The 19782-nt window shown below is 64.2% G+C and carries 22 protein-coding genes; 12 read left to right on the top strand and 10 right to left on the bottom strand.

The features are described 5' to 3' along the window. The 7 genes from BM113_RS14225 (at position 1) to hemH (ending at position 5645) form a co-directional block, all read left to right on the top strand. Entirely contained in the window at positions 1–645 is a 645-nt protein-coding gene (locus BM113_RS14225; protein ID WP_245758062.1) for a helix-turn-helix domain-containing protein, read from the top strand. Between the two features lie 88 nt (positions 646–733). Next, positions 734–1390 (top strand): helix-turn-helix domain-containing protein, encoded by a 657-nt coding sequence (locus BM113_RS14220; protein ID WP_089788720.1) that lies wholly within the window; start codon positions 734–736, stop codon positions 1388–1390. 141 nt (positions 1391–1531) lie between these two features. Further along, positions 1532–1912 carry a hypothetical protein gene (locus tag BM113_RS14215; protein ID WP_089788719.1) on the top strand — a complete coding sequence of 127 codons (381 nt, stop codon included), beginning with the start codon at positions 1532–1534 and terminating at the stop codon, positions 1910–1912. A 213-nt stretch (positions 1913–2125) separates the two neighbouring features. Further along, on the top strand, positions 2126–2662 hold the full coding sequence (locus BM113_RS14210) for a DoxX family protein (protein WP_089788718.1): 537 nt from the start codon (positions 2126–2128) through the stop codon (positions 2660–2662). Between the two features lie 5 nt (positions 2663–2667). After that, the gene (locus tag BM113_RS14205) at positions 2668–2955 is read left to right on the top strand and encodes a hypothetical protein (RefSeq protein WP_245758061.1); all 288 of its coding nucleotides are present in this window, start codon (positions 2668–2670) and stop codon (positions 2953–2955) included. A 254-nt stretch (positions 2956–3209) separates the two neighbouring features. Next, complete coding sequence (gene hemG, locus BM113_RS14200) at positions 3210–4517, top strand: protoporphyrinogen oxidase (protein ID WP_089788717.1); 1308 nt, start codon at positions 3210–3212, stop codon at positions 4515–4517. A 63-nt stretch (positions 4518–4580) separates the two neighbouring features. Further along, positions 4581–5645 (top strand): ferrochelatase, encoded by a 1065-nt coding sequence (gene hemH, locus BM113_RS14195; RefSeq protein WP_089788716.1) that lies wholly within the window; start codon positions 4581–4583, stop codon positions 5643–5645. Positions 5646–5658: 13 nt separating this feature from the next. Here the strand turns inward: hemH and hemE are convergent, their stop codons facing one another. Continuing rightward, complete coding sequence (gene hemE, locus BM113_RS14190) at positions 5659–6669, bottom strand: uroporphyrinogen decarboxylase (RefSeq protein WP_089788715.1); 1011 nt, start codon at positions 6667–6669, stop codon at positions 5659–5661. A 282-nt stretch (positions 6670–6951) separates the two neighbouring features. Between hemE and BM113_RS14185 the strand changes: the two genes are divergently transcribed. Then, positions 6952–7698 (top strand): cytochrome c biogenesis protein, encoded by a 747-nt coding sequence (locus BM113_RS14185; RefSeq protein WP_089788714.1) that lies wholly within the window; start codon positions 6952–6954, stop codon positions 7696–7698. A gap of 6 nt (positions 7699–7704) precedes the next feature. Beyond that, complete coding sequence (locus BM113_RS14180; protein WP_007141831.1) at positions 7705–7848, top strand: CcmD family protein; 144 nt, start codon at positions 7705–7707, stop codon at positions 7846–7848. A gap of 87 nt (positions 7849–7935) precedes the next feature. On the opposite strand, the gene BM113_RS14175 is transcribed toward BM113_RS14180, so the two are convergent. From BM113_RS14175 to BM113_RS14165, 3 genes are all read right to left on the bottom strand, one after another. Further along, on the bottom strand, positions 7936–9447 hold the full coding sequence (locus BM113_RS14175) for a molybdopterin-dependent oxidoreductase (protein ID WP_089788713.1): 1512 nt from the start codon (positions 9445–9447) through the stop codon (positions 7936–7938). A gap of 266 nt (positions 9448–9713) precedes the next feature. Then, entirely contained in the window at positions 9714–10184 is a 471-nt protein-coding gene (locus BM113_RS14170; protein ID WP_007141833.1) for a cytochrome c maturation protein CcmE domain-containing protein, read from the bottom strand. 321 nt (positions 10185–10505) lie between these two features. Then, a complete protein-coding gene (locus BM113_RS14165; protein WP_029601656.1) occupies positions 10506–11186 on the bottom strand; it encodes a cytochrome c biogenesis CcdA family protein in 681 nt (226 codons plus the stop codon). Positions 11187–11242: 56 nt separating this feature from the next. Here BM113_RS14165 and BM113_RS14160 point away from each other — a divergent pair, with 56 nt between their 5' ends. Both BM113_RS14160 and BM113_RS14155 read left to right on the top strand, forming a co-directional pair. After that, positions 11243–12052: an ABC transporter ATP-binding protein gene (locus BM113_RS14160; RefSeq protein ID WP_089788712.1), complete on the top strand. Its 810-nt coding sequence runs from the start codon at positions 11243–11245 to the stop codon at positions 12050–12052. Further along, on the top strand, positions 12049–12726 hold the full coding sequence (locus tag BM113_RS14155) for a heme exporter protein CcmB (RefSeq protein ID WP_089788711.1): 678 nt from the start codon (positions 12049–12051) through the stop codon (positions 12724–12726). Before BM113_RS14160 ends, BM113_RS14155 begins: the two co-directional genes overlap by 4 nt. A 15-nt stretch (positions 12727–12741) precedes the next feature. On the opposite strand, the gene ccsA is transcribed toward BM113_RS14155, so the two are convergent. From ccsA to BM113_RS14140, 3 genes are all read right to left on the bottom strand, one after another. Continuing rightward, positions 12742–15075: a cytochrome c biogenesis protein CcsA gene (ccsA, locus tag BM113_RS14150; protein ID WP_089788710.1), complete on the bottom strand. Its 2334-nt coding sequence runs from the start codon at positions 15073–15075 to the stop codon at positions 12742–12744. 27 nt (positions 15076–15102) lie between these two features. Next, positions 15103–15564, bottom strand: a complete 462-nt coding sequence (locus BM113_RS14145; RefSeq protein ID WP_007141838.1) for a thioredoxin family protein — start codon at positions 15562–15564, stop codon at positions 15103–15105. A 75-nt stretch (positions 15565–15639) separates the two neighbouring features. Beyond that, positions 15640–16902: a cytochrome-c peroxidase gene (locus BM113_RS14140; RefSeq protein ID WP_007141839.1), complete on the bottom strand. Its 1263-nt coding sequence runs from the start codon at positions 16900–16902 to the stop codon at positions 15640–15642. Between the two features lie 369 nt (positions 16903–17271). On the opposite strand from BM113_RS14140, the gene BM113_RS14135 reads away from it, so the two are divergent. Next, positions 17272–18051 carry a hypothetical protein gene (locus BM113_RS14135; RefSeq protein ID WP_238593282.1) on the top strand — a complete coding sequence of 260 codons (780 nt, stop codon included), beginning with the start codon at positions 17272–17274 and terminating at the stop codon, positions 18049–18051. 102 nt (positions 18052–18153) lie between these two features. On the opposite strand, the gene BM113_RS14130 is transcribed toward BM113_RS14135, so the two are convergent. From BM113_RS14130 to BM113_RS14120, 3 genes are all read right to left on the bottom strand, one after another. After that, entirely contained in the window at positions 18154–18777 is a 624-nt protein-coding gene (locus BM113_RS14130; protein ID WP_007141841.1) for an ATP synthase subunit B family protein, read from the bottom strand. A gap of 81 nt (positions 18778–18858) precedes the next feature. Then, on the bottom strand, positions 18859–19350 hold the full coding sequence (locus tag BM113_RS14125) for a DUF7965 family protein (protein ID WP_089788709.1): 492 nt from the start codon (positions 19348–19350) through the stop codon (positions 18859–18861). Then, positions 19340–19771: a DUF2214 family protein gene (locus BM113_RS14120; RefSeq protein ID WP_007141843.1), complete on the bottom strand. Its 432-nt coding sequence runs from the start codon at positions 19769–19771 to the stop codon at positions 19340–19342. Before BM113_RS14120 ends, BM113_RS14125 begins: the two co-directional genes overlap by 11 nt. Positions 19772–19782: the final 11 nt, after the last annotated feature.

Raw genomic sequence — 19782 nt, 5'->3', positions numbered from 1 at the left:
ATGACCGTGGAATCCGCTCGTTCCGCTGCGAGGCGGTCCGACACTGACGCCGACTCCGGTGCCAGGCCGCTGTGCGCGATGCTCGAGGTGACGCCGGGAGAGACGACCTGTCCCGTCGCTTCGGCGGCCCCCAACGCGACCGCCGTCAAACGGAGCATTTCCGCGGACAACGTCTGTCACAGCGCGGTGACAGTCGAATCCGAGAGCGAGGGGGAAGCCGAGCGCCGGTACGTCTCCGAGCGGATCGAAGGGGGCTGTTTCTGTGCGACCCTGTCTCGCTTCGACTGTGTTTTCGACGTCGAGGGCGTCAGCGACGGCTCGTTACTCGTCTCCGTGATCGTCGAAGACCGCGAGACGATCGGCCGAATCGTCGATGCGCTCGAGCGCGACGCGACGGCGGTCCGGCTGCGCCGGCTCACCCGATTGCCGAACGAAGCGGAGACGAGCCTCGAGGTCGATACCACGAAGATCACCGAAAAGCAACGCGAGGCCGTCGAGCTCGCCGTGGAACTTGGCTACTACGGCCGCCCGCGGGAGGCGACGCTCGAGGATCTCGCCGACGAACTCGGCATCTCGAAGTCGGCGGTGTCACAGCGGCTCAACGCCGTCGAGACGACGCTCGTACGTTCGTTCACCGACTCGTGACGCCTCCCGCCGTTCGGAGCGACTGCATTCCCATCGATTGGGGATTCTCCGTCGGCCTTTATTAACAGCCCTCGAATGAACGGACGTAATGGCGCTGCAGGAATCCGCTCGTGAGTCCGAGTCGGCTTCCGCCCCGGATCCCTCGAGCTACGTTCGCGCCCAGTTCCGGATCGAGCCACATTCGGAGGCATACTGTTCCGTTCTGGACGCCGGCGACCGCGACGCTGCGATCGATCAGGACCTCCTCTGTCGAGACGGTGACTGTAGCGACGGCTGCGAGTGCCGATCCGAGGTGACCGACCCGAGCGACGGCGGATCGCAATATATCCGGACGGACGTCACCGATCGCTGTATCTGTCCCGTCTTCCAGCGTCACGACTGTATCACGTCGATCGAGGGCGTCGATCGCGACTCGCTTCGGGTCTCGCTGACGACGCCGAACCGAACCGAACTCGAGCGGATCGTCAACGATCTCCGGGAGACAGGGGCGACGGTCCAACTCGAGCGGATCACGAGTTCCGGGCCGGACGCCGACGGCCGGACCACCCCCGATCCCGACGCCGACGGGCTAACGGAAAAACAGCGCGAGGCGGTCGTCGCCGCCGTCGAGTCGGGGTATTACGAGACGCCCCGTCGGGCGGACCTCGGCGACCTCGCGGACGAACTGGGCGTCTCTCGGTCCGCGGTCTCCCAGCGGCTCAACACGGTCGAGTCGAAACTAGTCAACTCGCTCGTTCGGGGCTGAACCGGCGACACGCGCCGGATCGACGGGGTGGACCAGTTCCGCCACGGACCGGCTCTCGGAGTGGAACCGGTAGTGGAGGGGTTATAAACCCGTGTAGTATAGAGACGTACTACCTTCGTTGTCGGTATCGTTAGTACTCGTATGTCCCTCGAGCGAGACCCCTCCTGGAGCGAACCCGCCGTTCTCGGGGAGTGTGCCGACCGAACCGACACGCGGTCGTGCCTGTGTGAAATCCAGTACGAGATCGACCACGGACTCGTCGACCACCGTCCCGAACACGAAGGCTGGCTGTTCGACTGGTGTCTCGAGTGCCTCGAGGTCGAGGGTGTCAGGGACGTTACCGTCGACCGTCGCGAGCGCGACCGCCGGACGACCGTCACTTTGCGGATCGAGATCGAGAGTGAGATCGAGGGAGGATGCTGGTCGACCTTCGGCGACGAGGAATTTCTCCCCCTTCTGGAACGACTCGAGGGGTGGGTCGGCGAGTTTCGGGTTCGCTGTACTACTGCCGGACGAGCGTGATGGGTCGGTCGGGCGAGCGCGTCCTCCTGACCGCGACTGTGGTCGGTCTCCCGACACGGTTCGGTTCTCCTTATAAAAAACTGTAGTATTCAGTATCAAACCTACCGCACGGGACGGACTACTACCAGGTGTGACGACCCGTGTCGGGCGACACCGGAATCGACTACGAACGAAACGGACTTCGACCGCACCGCGAAACAGGGTGGATTCAACATGACATACGACACACAACCTGTCCGGACCGAACTGTTCGGACGCTCGGTAGCGTTCGAACTCGACAAGCCGTGGACGAGTTACTGGCTGGTGTTCCTGCGGCTCATCGTCGGCTGGTGGTTCCTGGGAGCAGGACTGTCCAAAATCGTCGAACACGGGGTGTTCTACGACGCCCACGGGTGGATGATGTACGCCGCGGAGGGGACGCTCATCTACCCGATTACGTCGTGGTTCGCCGCCAACGCGGTATGGTTGCCGAACCTGATGATCCCTTGGGGTGAGCTTGCGATCGGACTCGGCCTGATAGTGGGCTGTCTGACCAGGCTCGCCGCGGCGAACGGGGCGATCCTGATGTTCTTCTTCTACTTCGGGAACGCCGACTGGAGCCACGGCTTCGTCAACGGCGACCTGATGGGACTACTGTTGTTCCTGACGCTGATCGTGTTCGGTGCCGGCCGCGTCTTCGGAATCGACGCGTACCTCGAGGGGACCGACTACGTACAGAATCGCAAATGGCTGCGGTACCTCATGGGGTGATCACGATGACGACAACAACCGACGTAGTCGACCGGATCGCTATGGGTCTCGGCGGCGGTCTCATGCTGCTTGGGATCGTCGTCATGGGCCTGATCAACGACCTCGCGGGAGCGCCGCACGTCCCCGTCGAGGAAGAGGGAGCGATCGTCGCGACGCCGGTAGTGTCGCCGGACCTGCGAGCGTACATCATCGCGCTCGGGCTGTTGGTCTGGTTCGTCTACGGTGTGTACAAGCTGACGAGTGCACCGCCGACGGCCGAGATCGACTCCCCCGCGGCACCGGCCGACGACTAACGGCATCGTTCCTTTCCGGTTCGGTCGTCCGGACCGATCGTCACATCGTTTTCCACCGCTGGATAGTCACAGAACTGACTGAACCTCTCGAATATATCAGATAAGAATGTATATCCATATTTAGTTATGTTTCGCAGAGTGAAACCGCGACAACGGAATCGTTATGTCGCTGAGTTAGCAACGTCCGACAATGGATACGGCAGTGCCCACCGGAATCGACGATCGAACACGGCGAAGCGGAACGGGGCGATGAGATGACCGTCGGCGTCGTCGGAGCCGGTATCAGCGGGCTCACGCTCGTCCGATCGCTCGAGGAACGCGGCGCGGACGTCGCAGCCTTCGAGGCGCGCGACGAACCTGGCGGCGTCATGCGGAGCCGTCGGGTCGACGGCCGGGTCCTCGAACTCGGTCCGCAGCGACTGCGGCTCACGCCCGGTATCGAGTCGCTGGTCGACGACCTCGAACTTCGCGACCAGCTCCGGATCGGGGACGACGATCAACCGCTCTACGTCTACCACGACGGCTCCCTCGAGGTCGTCCCCCTGTCGGTGCGGGAGGCGATCACGACGGACCTGCTCAGTCCCCGGGGAAAACTCCGCATCCTGAAAGAACCCTTCACCGATCCACAGCGCCCCGGCGAGACGGTCGACGAGTTCCTCGTACGGAAGTTCGGTCGACAGGCCGCCCGGAGGTACTTCGGTCCGCTGTACAGCGGTCTTTACGGGACCGACCCAAGGGACATGCTGATGGAGTACTCGCTCGGTCGAGCCCTCGACGGAGCCGGGATCGACGGGAGCATCCTGACGTGGGTAGCCCGGAAAGTCGTCTCGGGTCGGGACGCACCGCCGATATGTTCGTTCGACGATGGTCTCGGAAAACTATCTGAACGATTATACGAAGAACATGCCGATTCGATCGCCCTCGAGACGCCCGTCGAACGGATCGAGGAAACGGGAGAAGGATACGAGATCGTCACTCCCGACGGAACCGAGCGGGTCGACGACGTCGTCCTGACGACACCGGCTCCGACGAGCGCCGCGTTGCTCGAGTCGGTCGACGACGGACTCGCGACGACGCTCCGGGAGTTCAACTACAACCCCATCGGGATGGTCTTCGTGGAGTCGGACCTAGAGCGCGACGGGATCGGCGCGCTCGTTCCATCGGGATCGGACGTCGGCATCAGCGGCAGCACCTGGAACGCGAGTTTCCTCGACCGCGACCGGCTGTTCACCTGCTACGTCGACCCGGCGAGCGATCCGGAGATGCCCGACCGCTCGGACGAGGAACTCGGGGCGGTCGCCGCGGCGGAGTTCGAACGGCTCACCGGTGCCTCGGCGACGCCGATCCACGTCCACCGGTGGGATCCGGGGATGCCCGCCTACGACCGCTCGTGGACGGCGATGGACGACCTCCAGCCACCCGAGGGGATTCACTTCTGTGCGAACTACGTCGGCCGTCCCGGAATTCCCGGACGGATCCGGAACGCGAAACGACTTGCCGGCAAACTCGCCGAGGACGAGGGGGACCGGAGCCGGTCGGCCGCCGTCGCCGAATCGAACTGAGCGCAGGCTGTCCGGTCTTCCGTCTCCGAAGTACCTATACCGGACCTCTCCTAACAGCCGATCATGGAGACCGCTATCGTCCTGCTGAACTTCGGAGAGCCGTCCGAACCGGACCGCGACGTCGTGCTCGAGTACCTCACACGAATTTTCTACGACAACGCCTCGCTCGAGGACGCCGAATCCGAGGAAGCGGCCTGGGAACGATCCCGCGAACTGGCCAAGCGCCGGCTGCCGGGGCTGATGGAGGAGTACGAGGAGATCGGCGGCTCGCCGCTGCAGCCACAGGCGACCGCACAGGCGGAAGCCCTCGACGAGACGCTCGAGGAACGGGGTCACGACGTTACCATCTACCACGCGATGCAGTTCATGGAGCCGCTGATCCCCGACGTCGCCGAGGAATTGGCGGAGGAAGGCTTCGAGTCCGTGCTCGCGGTGCCGATCTACCCGCTCTGTGGGCCGTCGACGACCGTCTCCGCTATCGACTCGCTCGAGGAGTCGATCGACGAAGTCGACGGCTACGAACCCGACTTCTCCTCGATCACCGGCTGGCACCGCGCGCCGGTCTACAACCGGATCCGCGCCGAGGGGATCCGCGAGTTCGCCGAGGAGGAGGGGCTCGACCTCTCGGACCCCGACACCGCGTTCGTCTTCTCGGCCCACGGCACGCCGACGAAGTACCTCGAGGAGGGCAGCCGGTACGACCAGTACGTCGAGGAACACGCCGCAGCGATCGCCAGCATGATCGGCCTCGAGGAGTACGAGATCGGCTACCAGAACCACCAGAACCGCGGTATCGACTGGACCGAGCCCGAGACCGAGGAGGTCGTCGAGGACCTGGGCGACGAGGCCGAACGCGTCGTCGTCGAGCCGATGAGCTTCATGCACGAGCAGTCCGAGACGCTGGTCGAACTCGACGTCGACCTCGCGGAGGACGCCGCCGAAGTCGGCCTCGACCTCCACCGGGTCCCGGTGCCCCACGACGACCCGCGGTTCCCCGGGCTGCTCGCTGACGTCGTGGAGCCGTTCCTGTCCGGTTTCGAGCCGTCGTACTATCAGCTCCGGCAGTGTCAGTGCCGCGACGAGCCGGGGACGTACTGTTTCAACGCGGGACTGCCGCCGGAAAACTAGAACTAGATCCGTTCTACTCGACGGTTTTCGCCGTCTCGAAGAACGCCTCGACGTTCTCGACCGGCGTGTTCCGGTCGACGCCGTGGCCCAGATTGAGGATGTGGCCGGCGTCGCCCGCCGCGTCGATGACGTCGCGTGTGCGCTCGCGAACCGTCTCGGGATCGCCGTACAGCAGGGCGGGATCGAGGTTGCCCTGGATCGCGACGTCCTCGTCCGCGAGTTGCTCGTGTGCCGACTCGAGGTCGACCGTCCAGTCGAGGCCGACCACGTCGGCCCCGCTGTCGGCCAGCAGATCGAGGTTGCCGCTCACGTTGCGCGCGAACACGATCGTCGGGGCGTCGACGGCCTCGAGGACCCTCCGGTGTAACGGGAGCAGGAACTCCCGGTAGTCGGCCGGCGAGAGCAACCCGGCGTAGGTGTCGAACAGCTGGACGGCGTCGGCACCCGACTCGACCTGGAACTCGACGTACTCGACCAGCACGTCGGTAAAGGCCTCGAGCAGTCGCTCGAACGCCTCGGGGTGTTCCGCCCGGAGCCGACGGACCGCCATGAACGACCGCGAGGGCGTCCCCTCACAGACGTAGGCGGCAAGCGTGAACGGACCGCCGGCAAAGCCAAGCGTCGCGGCCTGGTCCCCGAGTTCGTCCGTGAGTCGCTCGAGCAGGTCGCCGACGTACCACAGCTGTTCGCGGACGTCGCCGCGTTCGCGGCGGGTGTCTGCAGGCGCTTCGACCGGGTTCTCGACGACCGGGCCGACGCCGGACTCGAGGTGATAGGAGAACCCCAGGGGCTCGAGCACGGTCAGAATGTCCGAATACATGACGACGGCGTCGGGACGGAACCGCTCCCAGGGCTGGAGCGTGATCTCGGCCGCGACTTCCGGCGTGGAGATGGCCTCGAGGAACGAGTAGTCCTCCCGGAGTTCCCGGTATTCCGGCAGGTACCGGCCGGCCTGGCGCATCATCCACACCGGGGGGCGCTCGGTGGGTTCGCCCCGGGCTGCCTTGCGGAACAGGTCTTTCATGGCCACCCGTAAGCGAGGGGCTGGCCTAATAGTTGTGAAACCCGTCGCAGCGAGGATGGACAACGTGAACTATCCTGTCAGTCGATGACAATGGTGCATAAGTAGCCCCTACTTATTAGTAACTGGTTACGCCGGTACGTCTGTAAAATACAGTCCTCTTATATAGGTTGAACCTGACACGTTCGCCGACGGAGGTCGGCGGTCACCCATCCGACGCCGAGAACTCTCCGAACGGTGGGAACGGGACGGATGTTTTTTGAGAGTGGCAGCGAACCCGGGAGTATGGGCTCGTACGAAAAACGGACGATCGGACTACTACGGCGGATACTCCGTAGTTCCGTGCACGGGTATCTCACGCTACTGTTCGGCCTCGCATCGCTCGGGCTAGTGTTTGGCTATGCGTCGGACTCGATGTACGGCGTCAGCCACGGGGTCAACCTCATTGCGTACTGGCACGTCCCGCTCGCACTGGTCGGTGGTCTGGCGCTGACGGTTACCTTCCTCGGGTGCGTCTGCTATCTCGTCACCGGCACTCGGTTCTGGGAACAACTCGCCCACGGCTCTGCCGAACTGGGGTTCGTATTCGCGACGCTGACGCTGGTCACGGGCAGCGCGTGGGGACGCGTCATCTGGAACACCTGGTGGAACTGGTCCGATATCCGGCTGGTTACCTTCCTGTTCGTCTGGTTCATCTACGCGGGCTATCTGATCATCTACTCGAGTGGCGGCGGAGCGGGCCGAGTCTCCCGTCTCGCCTCCGTCTACGGCGTCATCGGGTTCATTACCGTTCCCATTTCCTACGCGTCGACGCGGCTGTGGACCGCCCGGCTGCACGCGCCGTCGGTCGGCAACCCCGACGCGGAAGCCGCCATTACGGCCTCGGTGCTGTTCGTGTCGCTCGTCGCCGTCCTGTTTCTCTACCTGTCCCTGCTTGCGGCCAGGGTTCGTCTGCACGAACTCACGACCCGTGTCGACTCGCTGAAGAAGCGCTCGCGGACGGAAACCTACAAACCGACGGAGGAGTACTGATCAGCCATGGACTACCTGTTGCTGTTCGCCTACGGTGCCGTATTCGGAGCGCTCGTCGTTTACGTGTTCTACCTTCGGAATCGACTGTCGGAACTCGAGCAGCGTCTCGAGGACGTAACGGCAGAGCGCGAATCGAGTGGACAGGATTGACGCCGCCGGGACGATCGACCGGCACTGACGTCCGAGGCCTCGAGCGAGGCCGGTGAATTTTTTCGATCTGACGGCTGGAGAGGGGAGTTAGCCCCGACGAACGGACCTGTGGGCCCATCCGGTGGCCCCGTCCGGGAACGGGTCCGATCGGGCTTCCGGCTGGACGGTCCCCTCACCGTCGATCGTTCGCGCGTAGACGTCGTAGCTGTCCGGATCACCCTCGTCAGGATCGATTTCGTACAACCACTGGCGCGTCGTGTCCGAATCCGGAAGCGGATCGCTCAGCGTCGCCGACTCCCAGCTGTCGCCGCCGTCGATCGACACCTCGACCGTCTCGACGTCGCGGGCACCCGCGTAGGCGTGTCCGACCAGCTGAATACCGCCGTCCTCGAGCCGATTGATCCGGTCGACCTTCGTGACCGCGTTGACCGGCCCCATTCCGTGCCAGCCGCGTTCCTCCCAGTAACCGCCTTCCCCGTCGTCGATGATCTCGACATCCGTGAGCCACTTGACGTGGAGTTTCCCCCAGCGGTCGGGAACCAGCAGTCGAACGGGGTAGCCGTGACCGGCGGGAAGCTCCATCCCGTTCATCCCGAACGCGAGCATGGACTCCTCGAGGTCCTCGAGCGGGACCGAGTAGTAGTAATCGTCGGCGCCGGACAGCAACGCGTACTCCCCCTCGTCTTCGATCCCGGCCTCCTCGAGGATGTCTGCCATCCGAACACCGATCCAGACGGCGGTATCCAGCTGTTCACCGTCGATGTCGTCGCTCAGACAACGGATCGCCTTGTACCGGTTGCGGGTTTCGTACCCACGGACGTCGTCGTAGTCGAGTTCGAGTTCCTCCTCGACGAGCCCCGTTACGGAGAGGCGCCAGCCGTCGGGATCGATCGAGGGTGGACTCGGATTGATATCGACCTTGTAGAATTCGCCGATTTCGGAGATCAACGGCTTGATTCCGTCGGCTTCCAGTCCGGCGTCGTCGGCCTCGGAGACCAGGTGTTCGGCCTCGAGTCGCGTCGCGCGTTCCTGCAGTTCGCGTTCGGTTCGCTGGGTCTGGCTCCGGCGAAGGAAGCCGAGTCCGTGAGCGACGACGTTGTACCCAGCGACGACTGTGACCGCCTGGACGACCGAACGCCGGTCGGGGCTCACATCGGCACTCGCGTCTCCCGCGGTCGAGAGGTGATCGAATCCCGCGACGACGGCGCCGCCGACGACCGCCGGAAGGATGGCCGCGCGGGCGACGCCGACCACGAGATACGCTGCCAGGAAGACGAACACGACCGAGAGTACGGCCCCGACCAGTTCCCGGGAAGCGGGCAACGCGCTCGCACCCAGCCGGTATCCGGCCAGGGCCAGGGAACCGACGATCACGGACAGCAGGACGCCCGAAAAGAGCAGACTCAACTCGAGTGCGAGATCCCCGAACCGCTGGATGACCGCGGAGACGAACCAGCCCGGGAGTACTTCGAGGACGAGTCGATTGAACGACGAGACGAGGAACCGCTCGGAGGTCGCGTAGATTCCGAACGACGTTGCGACTGCCGAGATACCCGCGGCGAGCAACGTCACGACAGTGACGAGCCGTCGCTCGGTCATCGATGGATCACCCGGTCCGGCCGTCCCGCTCGGGCCACCCGCTCGGGTGGAGCGGTTCCGACGTCGAAGGTGGGTCCCTGATCGATCGACGTTCCGTCGATCCCCTGTATCATGGGGGGTACTCGGGGAGCCGTCTAATTAAAAACCGCCCTCGTTATCCGCATTCAGGAATCGACAGTGAGAAATCGGGAACAAAAAGTACGCTATCGGAAACTTCGATTGTGGATACGAAAACAGCGGTCGGCGTCGAAAGCGGACGACTCGAGCTAGCTATCGGTCCCGTCGTGTTCACCGCCTTCGTCGCTTTCGTTCCCGTCAGTCGTGGCGTGGTCCTCGAGGTGCTCGGACGTTTCGTTCGTCTCGGTTGCGGGGTGATCCTCGGGATGTTCGCCCTCGTGAGCCCTGACCGTCAGGTCGTCGGCTTCGAGTTCCTCGCCGTCGAAGTACCCCTCGGCGACGACGACCCGGCCGTCGGACATGGTCTCGGGCATCTCGCCGTCGTAGGTCACCGGCTTGGTGTAGTTCTCGTCCGCGACTTCGAAGGTGATCGGATCGCCATCGTCGACGTTGACGGCCTGCCCCTCGAGTTTGACGACGGTATCGTCGTGGTCGTCCGTTTCCGCGAGATCGGTCGGGGTGACGAACTGGGCGGCCGATCCCATCGTCGTGGTCGCCAGGATCGCCAGGAGAACGGCGATACCGACGCCACCGACCACTACCTTTACTTTCCGATCCATTACGTCTCCCTTCCGGGCGTCGTCACATCAAACCTTCGCCAGTCGCGACACAGTAGGAATGTCTGTCGTCACGTTCTCCCCGGACCTTCGGACCGACCGATGGGGATAGCACACTCTCGCTCGAGTCGTCGGGACAGTGCCCGCTCGTCCGAACCGGGTGATCTGTGTATGGCGGAACCTCGACGGCGGTTCTGGGCGGCCAGGACGAGGCGGATACTGACGTCGGTCGACTCCAGCACGGTCTCGGCGCGACCAGGGCGGAATTACACCTCCAGACGCCGCATTCCGTTTCGGCGCGATATCAGCTAGCAGTCTCGGTCCTCAGTACAGCGCCGAAAGGAAAACCCGGTCGGCCTCGAACAGCAGGGCGACGCCGGTCACGAGCAGGACGACGCCGACCGCCCGCCGAACCACGTCCCGCCGGCCGAGTACCCCGAGGTAGTCCGCGATCGACCGGCCCGCTATCTTGCCGCCGTAGGCGACGCCCAAAAGCGGGATCGCGAACCCGACGCCGTAGACGAACAGGAACGCACCGCTCTCGAGTGCTGCCCCGGTCGTCGCGGCGTACGCGAGGACGGCACCCAGTACGGGGCCGACACAGGGCAGCCAGATCACCCCGAGCAGGAGACCGAGCGAGAACGCCGACGCGAGCGGGTGTCGTTGCTCGTCGAGCGCAGCGACGCGTTCGGTGGCGGTACTCGAGAGTCGCGAGGCGTATCGCGAGTAGATCCCGTGCAGGTCGTCGTCGACCATCACCGCGCCGAATGCGACGATCGCCAGAAACGCCGGCGCACGAAGCGTCTCCGGCGAAAACGAACCCAGAGTACCGACGAGAACGCCGAGCAGGATAAACGAAAGCAGGCTGCCCGAGACGATCGCCACGGGGCGGAGACGGTGACCGACGCTGCCCGATAGCAGCGGTGGCAACAGGGGGAGACAACACGGCGTCAGAATCGTGGCCGCACCAGCCAGGAGAACGACTGACAGCGTCGGTAGCTCCATCGAGCGACAGTACGGAATTACAATGCTTAAGTCATGCGTCCGCCAAGCGTCGGGCAATGGCTTTCGTCTCCGTCTCCGGCGTGACAAAGCGGTTTGGCACGCACGTCGGCGTCGACGACGTCTCTTTCACTCTCGATGCCGGTGAGACGGTCGTCCTCTTCGGTGCCAACGGCGCCGGAAAGACGACGCTCATCCGGATGCTCGCGTCGCTGTCCCGCCCGACGGAGGGCGAGATCGAGATCGAAGGCGAGCCGCTGGTCGGCGGCAACGCGGCGGTTCGCTCTCGGCTCGGCGTCGTCGCCCACGAGACGATGCTCTACGAGGAACTCACGGCACGGGAAAACCTCCGGTTGCACGCCCGACTACACGACGTCGACGCGACGGTCTGTGACGGGCTGCTCGAGACGGTCGGCCTCGCCGACCGCGGGGGCGAACGGGTCAGCGGCTTCTCCCACGGCATGAGCAAGCGCGTCTCGCTCGCCCGGGCACTCGTCCACGACCCCGATCTCCTGTTGTTCGACGAACCCTACACCGGGCTCGACCAGACCTCGCTGAAACGCGTCGCGGCAGTCCTCGAGGATCTCGAGGATCGGACCGTCCTCGCGGCAACACACGATCTCGAGCGGGGCTACCGGCTGGCGGATCGCGCGCTGTTCATGAACGACGGCCGCCTCGTAGGCGACCTCGAGACGACGGCGTTCGAGGGTGCGAGTGACGTGCTCGAGGAGTACGAACGACGCTGTACGGGCGGCGAACCGCGGGCGGTAACGAGCGCGACGGCGGTTCCGACGCGGTCGACGGCTGTGGGGACGGGAACCGAAAGCTCAGGCGGACCCGGCGACGACGGAGGGCCAAACGACGGATGATCGGGGACTACCTCCGGGTCGTCTACACCATCGCCCGCAAGGACCTGCTGGTCGAATCCCGCAGCAAGCAGACGACGAACGCCGCTTTCGTGTTCGCCTTGCTCATCATCGTCGTCTTCTCGTTCGTCTTCGGCGAGGAGGTCGGCTCTCGCGACGTGCTCGCCCGCGGCGCCCTGTGGCTGGCCGTCGTCTTCGGCGGTGCGGTCGGCATGTCCCACGCCGTCGCGCTCGAGGGGAAAAACGAGGCCATCGCCGGCCTGCTGCTTGCGCCGGTCGACCGGTCGGCGATCTACCTGGGGAAAGTCGCGAGTTCGACGGTCTTTATTACCGGAATCGGGCTCCTGAGCCTGGGATTCGTCGTCGTCTTCCTCGATTACGCGTTCGACATGGCGACGCTCACGACGGTGTTGCTGGTCGTCCCACTTGCCGCGCTCGGGTTCAGCGCTGTCGGCGTGTTGCTGTCGATCCTTATGCTCCATTCCCAGTTACAGGAATCGCTACTGCCGGTCCTGCTCGTCCCGCTTGTTATCCCGACCATCCTCTCGGGGACGGCATTGACTGCCCCCGGACTTTCGGAGGGGATGACCTCGGCGTGGTTCCGGATCCTGGTGACCTACGACCTGCTCGTCCTGCTTGCGGGCTGGATGACGTTCGAGTACATCGTCGAAGAATAGCGAAGACGGGGCTCGTTACTGGTCGCGTCGACTGTCAGCCAGCGTCACCGCTGTCATCCCGACGATCATAAGTACGACACCGAACCAGATCTGGTTCGCCAGCGGGTAAGTGTCGATAGTAATGGACGCGCTGCGTTCGTCGATCGACCCAACGACGTACGTGTCGCCGGCGATCCCGCGTTCGATCACGGCATCGTTGGTGTTCATCTGTGAGTGCAGGTACTCCTGCTCGGCGAGCGTCCCTTCGGCGACGCGCTCGCCACCCTCGTAGACCGTCACGTCGAGTTCGTGCGAGGTCACTCGCGGCGTGTGGACGTCACGAGGTGGATCCGACACCGGGCCCATGTTGTCAGCGTCCGTGTAGACGAACGCCTGGGCGTCCGTTGCCGCCGTCTCCCCCTCGAAAACGGTCCCACGGGCGATGACTTCGTCCCCTTCTTCGAAAAGCGAGTCGTCGGCACCCGCGAGCCAGACGCTCGAGTCCTCGAGCCGGGCGATCGCGGTCCCGTCGATCGAATCGATGGCGGTTATCTCCCCCCGAACCAGCGAGGCGTCCTCGTCGACGGCCAGTACCTCCTCGGGACTCCGTGCCGCCTCCTCTATCGTCGGTTCTTCGACGGTCTCGTAGTTCCTCACGTGGACTTCGTATTCGCCGTCGGGCGACTCCTCGACGATCGGTTCCGGGTCGGTCCCGGCATCGTCGATTCCGACGACTGCGACCGATGCCGACGTCGAGAACAGGTAGATGAAAGAGACAGCGACGATCAACATCGCAGCGCCGACGTGAGTGAGAACGATCCCCGTCTCGCGGATCTTGAACGTTCTCGACGGGACGCCCCGGATTCGGTCGACGTACCGCCAGATCCACGAACCCGCGAAATACGCCGCTGGCGGGACGATCGAAAGGACGCTGACCGAACCGACGATCCGATAGACGAGTGGATCGTGGGCAGCGGGATCGCTCAGGTACCAATTCGCCGAGGGGGCGATAAACGCCGCGATGAGGGTCGAAACCGCGACGGCCGCCGTCGCGCCGATCGCCAGCTTTCGCCGTCGGAGATCGAGCAGCGCGTACATCCCGCCCGCCAGCAGACCCACCACGACGACGGGATAACTCCAGAGGTTGTAGTGGTCCTGACCGACGCTGACCTCGACACCGGTCGCAGCGTTGCGGATCACGGGGAAAGACAGCCCCCAGATCGAAACAAAGGCGAGGACGCCGAAGGCAAGCACGGCTCCGTGATAGACGGTACGGCGGCTCAGCCAGGGCTCGTCGGCATCTCGGCTCCCCTCCTCTGCCTCGAGGAACCAGTAGGTGAACGGAAGAGCGATCGCCGTCGTTCCAGTGACGCCGAGCAGGAACAGGATGCCGGTTCCGATCCCGCCCGCTGCAAAGGAGTGAACGCTCCGGAAGACCCCGCTGCGAACGACCGTCGTCGCGAAGGTTACGATCGGGAAAACGAGCGTCGCCGACGCTGGCGCGAAGATCGGATACTCGCCGGTCTTGCCGTAGCGGTTGATCGCGTGCAGGGAGCCGGTCAGTGCGAGCCAGGGGATCAACACGGCGGTTTCGACGGGGTCCCACGACCAGAAGCCGCCCCACCCGAGGACGCCGTAGGCCCAGATGCCGCCGAAGACGATCGCCGCGGTCAACAGCAGCCAGGAGACTCGCAGCCACTGGCGCATGCTCCCGAGCCATTCGTCGAAGACGCTGTCTTCACCCCGGAACAGGGAGACGAAGTGCGTAACTCCGAGCGCGAACGGAACGATCAACAGCGCGTAGGCGCTGAACGTGATCGGTGGATGGATCGCCATCCAGGGATCGACCAGCAGCGGGTTCAGGCCGTCACCGTCCGGCGGGACGAATCCCGCTGGCGTGTCCGGAAACGCGACTTCGATCGGGGTAAAGGGACTCTGGGCGACGAGCATGGTCGCGAAGGCAGCGACGATACCTAGCGAGATCGACTGTGCGAGGTTCGCTCCCCGGCCCTCGAACCGACTCGAGTACACCGTCCACGTGGCGACGACCGCAGTTAAGGTCGCCCAGAGGAGGATCGATCCCTCGTGATTCGCGTACGGACCTGTCAGGCGGTAAAGCAGCGCGAGGTAGTCTGCAGAGTTCTGCCAGACGTACGCATTGGTGTAATCGCCGACGACGAACTGGTAGGTGAGGTACGTGTGGGCGACGACCAGCGAGAGGGTCGACGTGCTGGCGGCCACGAGTGTCACGGGTCGGAGTTCGTCGGTTCGGTAGACGTAGCCGTACAACAGGAGAATCGCCGCGAGACTACTCGCGAACGCTGCGATCGCGATCAACAGCGTTCCGGGTGTGAGTGTGTTCGGTATCATTGACTCTGGCTATCACTTTGGCGTTAACTATGCCGAATCGGCCCCGCTCCGGAGCTCCTCCAGAAATCGGTCCTCCTCGACGTAGCCGCCGAGTCGGGACACTTCTTCGCCGTCGGCGGTCATGATGACGTGCTGTGGCGGGTAGGCCGCCTCGTGTTCGGAAGCGAGGGATGCACCGGGCCCGGGCTCGTCGAGGTTGATCGCGAGGAGCACGTACTCGTCGAGTTCGCCGCGTATCTCCTCGTTCTGGTAATGGTTGTCGGAGTACTCCTGGCAGTACGTACACCAGGTCGTCCAGTAGTAGACGAGGACGGGTTTGTCCTGCTCCTCGGCGACGGCGATCGCCTCGTCGGGATCCTCGTGCCACTCGATCCCGCCCTGGTAGGTGTAGTCGTGATCGCTGAGGACCGGGGCTGCGTTCATCGAGTAGTAGCCAAACCCCAGCACGGCGATGAGAACGACTATCGTGAGGAGCTTCCGGGGAGTCATTCGTCGGACGTCTCGTGGTTTGGATCGGCTGCTGAAAGAGTTATCGTTCGTTCCCAAAAAAGGGAGGACGGTCGCCTATTCGTCGAGGCGTCGGGTGTAGCCGACCAGTGCTGTAGCAGTCGCGATCGCCAGTGCGATGACCGCCGTGGCGATGGTCATTCCGGGAATCCCGTCGCCACCATCGGCCTCGACCTGGTCTGTGTCCTCTTCAGGTTCTTCCTCGATATCCTCGAACTCGGCGTCAGCGTCCGCCGGGATCATCGATTCGCCGCTCGGTGCCGGAAGCCGCGTCATCTCCTGTTCGGGGTACTCGCCCGTCAGGCTCGTGAGGAAGGCGGTAATGTCTTCGACCTCCTCGTCGGACGGCTCCTCGTCGAGCTGGCAGGTTGCCATCACGCGGACGGCCTCTTCGAGGGTCGGTACTTCGCCCGTGTGCATGTACGGTGCGGTGTGTTCGACGTTTCGCAACGTCGGCACCTTGTACATGTACTCGTCGGCCTCGTCGTCAGTGACGCCCGCACGACCCGGATTCTCCATCAGGTCGTACTCCTCGACGTACTCCTCACATTGCGGGTTGTCCTCGAAGGTCGGGTGGCGCTGGTAGACGCCCTCACCGGACTCGGGGTCGTCCCACTGACCGCTGAACATTGGCCCGGAGTGACAGCTCTGACAGCCGAGTTCCTGGAACGACTCCATGCCGTCGAGTTGTTGTTCGGTCAGCGCGTCCGCGTCACCCTCGACGTACTGGTCGTAGGAACTGTTCGGCGTCACGAGCGTTCGCTCGTAGGCCGCGATCGCGTCGACGGTGTGCTCGAGCGTGACGAGATCCTCGGGATCGTCGCTCTCGACTTCGTCACCGTACACTTCCTCGTACTGTTCGACGTACCCGTCGACGGCACGAACGCGGTCGAGTGCGGCCTCGTGGTCGGGCATGCCCATCTCGACGTCGGCGACGATCGGACCTTCGGCCTGGTCGGCCAGGGTGTCGGCGCGACCGTCCCAGAACTGGGTGTGGTGGAACCCGGAGTTCCAGACCGTCGGCGAGTTCACCGGACCGGTCTGTCCGTGAACTCCCATCGCCGTCGGCCGACTGTCGTCCCCGCCTTCCATCACATTGTGGCAGGTGTTACACGAGATCGTCCCCGTTTCGGAGATCCGCGGATCGAAGTACAACTGTTCGCCGAGCTCGATCTTCGCTTCGGTGTCACCCTCCTGCTGGATGTATTCGTAGCCCGGGTGTGATTCTTCCGTCGGAGGCTCTACCGGCAACTCCTCCGTTTCATCGTCTTCTTCGTCGTCGTCTTCCTGAACCTGTGGGGCGACATCGCCCTCGACCACCGGTTCAGCGCTATGCGCCTCAGTAGCGTCCGCCCCAGCCACAGCTCCCGCACCAGCGACGGTCAGGAGACTGATGGCTACGAGCAGTAGCAGCTGTCGACTATACCCCATGCGGGTTCGAGTTTCGCCGGGCATCGTATAAATATTCGGGGGGTTCCCACCGGCGTAGAACCCCGTCTCGTTGAGTTTTGAAGCTCATTTCGACGGTTTCGGACATATGGCGGGTTTTTAAATGAGAGTGTGGGTCGTCGGTGAACGAGTCGAGGCCACAAGCGGAAGGGCTGTCGGACCGTCCGGACTGCAGGGGCGACTCGCCAGAGCCCGGGGAAAGAAAGGTTTAGGAATCGGTCACCCGAATCGTGGGCCACTGTGGCGTCAGCGATTCGTCCCATCGGAGCGGTGCTCGTCGTCTGTAGTCTCCTCCTCGTCGCCGGCTGTACGGGGAGCATCGGCTTTCTCGAGGACGACCCTCAGGAGAGCGATGTCGACGTCGACGCCGGCGCGCTCGAGACCAACGTCGAGGCTACCGAGAGCTATCACGTCGAAGTAGAGCGGACGCTCCGGGCGGCGATGGTCAACGAGACGACGACTATCGACGGGGCCATCGACGTGACTAGCCGACGGGCCCACCTGACGATGACGACCGAAACACACGTCGGGACCGATCCACGGACGACCGAAACCGAACAATACGTCCTCGAAGACACCCGGTACACGAACGACGACGGCGAGTGGGTGCGAACGGAGAACGGTAACTGGACGGAGACCCATCGGCTCGAGTCGGCGACCGGGAGTTTCGAGAACGCGACGTTCGAACCGATCCGGACCGAGACCGTCGACGGCGTCGAGACGACGATGTACGAACTCAACGTCTCCGAGGAACGCGAGACGGAACTCGCGGGGATCGACGGTTCGGGCCACGTTACAACCAGTCTCGAGGAGTTCGCCTACTACGTCCTGATCGATACGGAGACGGACACCCTCTACGGAACCGACATGCGAATGCAGGTGAGCCAGGGCGGCGAGCCCGCGATCGTCACCGTCGAGACGACGTTTACCGACCACGACGAGGTCGACGTTACGGTTCCCGATGAGATACCGGCTGAAGCCACCGCCGGTGAGACCGACGACGAAGAAAGCGCGGACTGACTCGAGAGAGACGGGGGATACTCGGTTGCGGCAGTACGACGCTATCCTTCGTCTTCGTCTCCGTGTTTCTTCTCGGCCTCCGTCGTCGCCTTCCTCACCGTTCTAGTCGTCGCTACTCTGGGATTCGGATTCGGACACCGACTCGTTCGTCGCTGGGTCGTCCGGCTCGATCCCGTCGGTCGGACGTTCACCAGCCTCTTCCCGACGCTGTGCCCGTTCGAACCGGCTTTCCGACAGGATCGCAGAGATCGACGGCGTCTCCAGCAAATCGACCATCGCGAGCGGTTCACCCTCGACGAGCAGCGTGCCCTCGCGCTCGACCGTATCGAGTACCGTCGCACCGACTTCGTCGATGCGGCTACTCGCGTCCTCGATCGCCGCTTCGATCAGCTCCTGTTCCCGCTGTGCGAGTTCTCGTTCCGCCTCCTCTCGATCCAGTTCGCCGTCCTCGAGAGCGCTCGAGATCTCTCGCTGAGCTTCCCAGAGCCCGTCGGGATCCGGTTGCACGATTATCGTCACGGTTCGGGTTTCGCCGCTCGAGGTGGCCGCTTGCGGATCGCCATCCAGCGAGTCGGGACCCGCGCCGTCGTCGGTCTCGCCGCCGAGGTCCATACAGCCTGCAAGTCCCGAAGCGCCGAGGCTGCTCAACGCGAGAAAGCGACGGCGGTTCGGGGTCGCACCGGAGCCGCCAGTCGACGCTCCGTCGAAGTCGCTATCCGAGGTCATCGGCTCGCAGTTCGGGCGTCACGGAAAAAACGTTCGTGGTTCTTCTACCGCCGCGGTAATCCCGTCCGACGCACATCCCTGTCACTCGTTCCGCTGCGACTCGACGGTCGTCACGGCCGCCGCTGCGCGGTCACAACCGTGCAGAATCGCGCCCGCGACGCCCCCGATCCCAGCCCCGGCTGCAGTCCCTCCTCCGACGACCCGTCCGACAGCGACCGAACCCGGATCGATCGATCCCGGCCCCGGCGCGACGAACCCGACGATGAACACGACGGTCAAATACACCAGTGCGATGCCGGCCCCTGTACCAGCGGTCCAGCCGACGGCCCGCAACGGGCCGCGAGACGAGCCATCGGCCGGCTCGTGCCGCGTAATCTCGAGATCAGCGGCCGCCACCAGCGTCAACAGCCACAGGTAGCCGAACAGGATGCCCGCCGTCGGAGTGTCGATCTCGAGCAAGACGTCCGTCAGTCCGCCATTGACGTGACCGGCGAGGACAGCAGAGACGACGACCATCGCGAGCGCCGCCGTGGCGGTCGCGACGACCTCGAGTGCGCGCCACCTAGAGACCACGCGCGAGCACCCCCGCGAGGACGATGATCGCAGCGAGGCCCCAGCCGGTGGCGGCGTATAGCTGCCGGAGCCAGTCGTCGTCCTCGTTGACGGCCTGGACGTCCGCACGACCGTAGCGAGCGACGGCGAACGTCCGGACGAGCGAGCCGACGACGAGAGCGAATATCACGCCGAGTTTGATCGACAGGGCCGCCCCTCGAGTGGTTCCCGGGCCCGGAACGCCGAACGCGACGAGATTCCCCAATCCGGTGAACACGATCAGCCCCGCCCCAGCCCAGAAGAATCCTTCGAACCACGTCAGGAGCGCTACTGCGACGTCGTCGACGCGAAATGCGAGCCACAGGAGGGCTGTGCCACCGGTCAACAGGGACGCGGTGAGAACGTGAAGCGTCCGCACCAGGAGATACTCCGAGACGGCCATTCGACCGTGAC

Origin of the sequence: Natronobacterium haloterrestre (genome assembly GCF_900112205.1) — an archaeon.
GTDB lineage: Archaea > Halobacteriota > Halobacteria > Halobacteriales > Natrialbaceae > Natronobacterium > Natronobacterium haloterrestre.
This window is presented reverse-complemented; position numbering and strand designations above follow the sequence as displayed.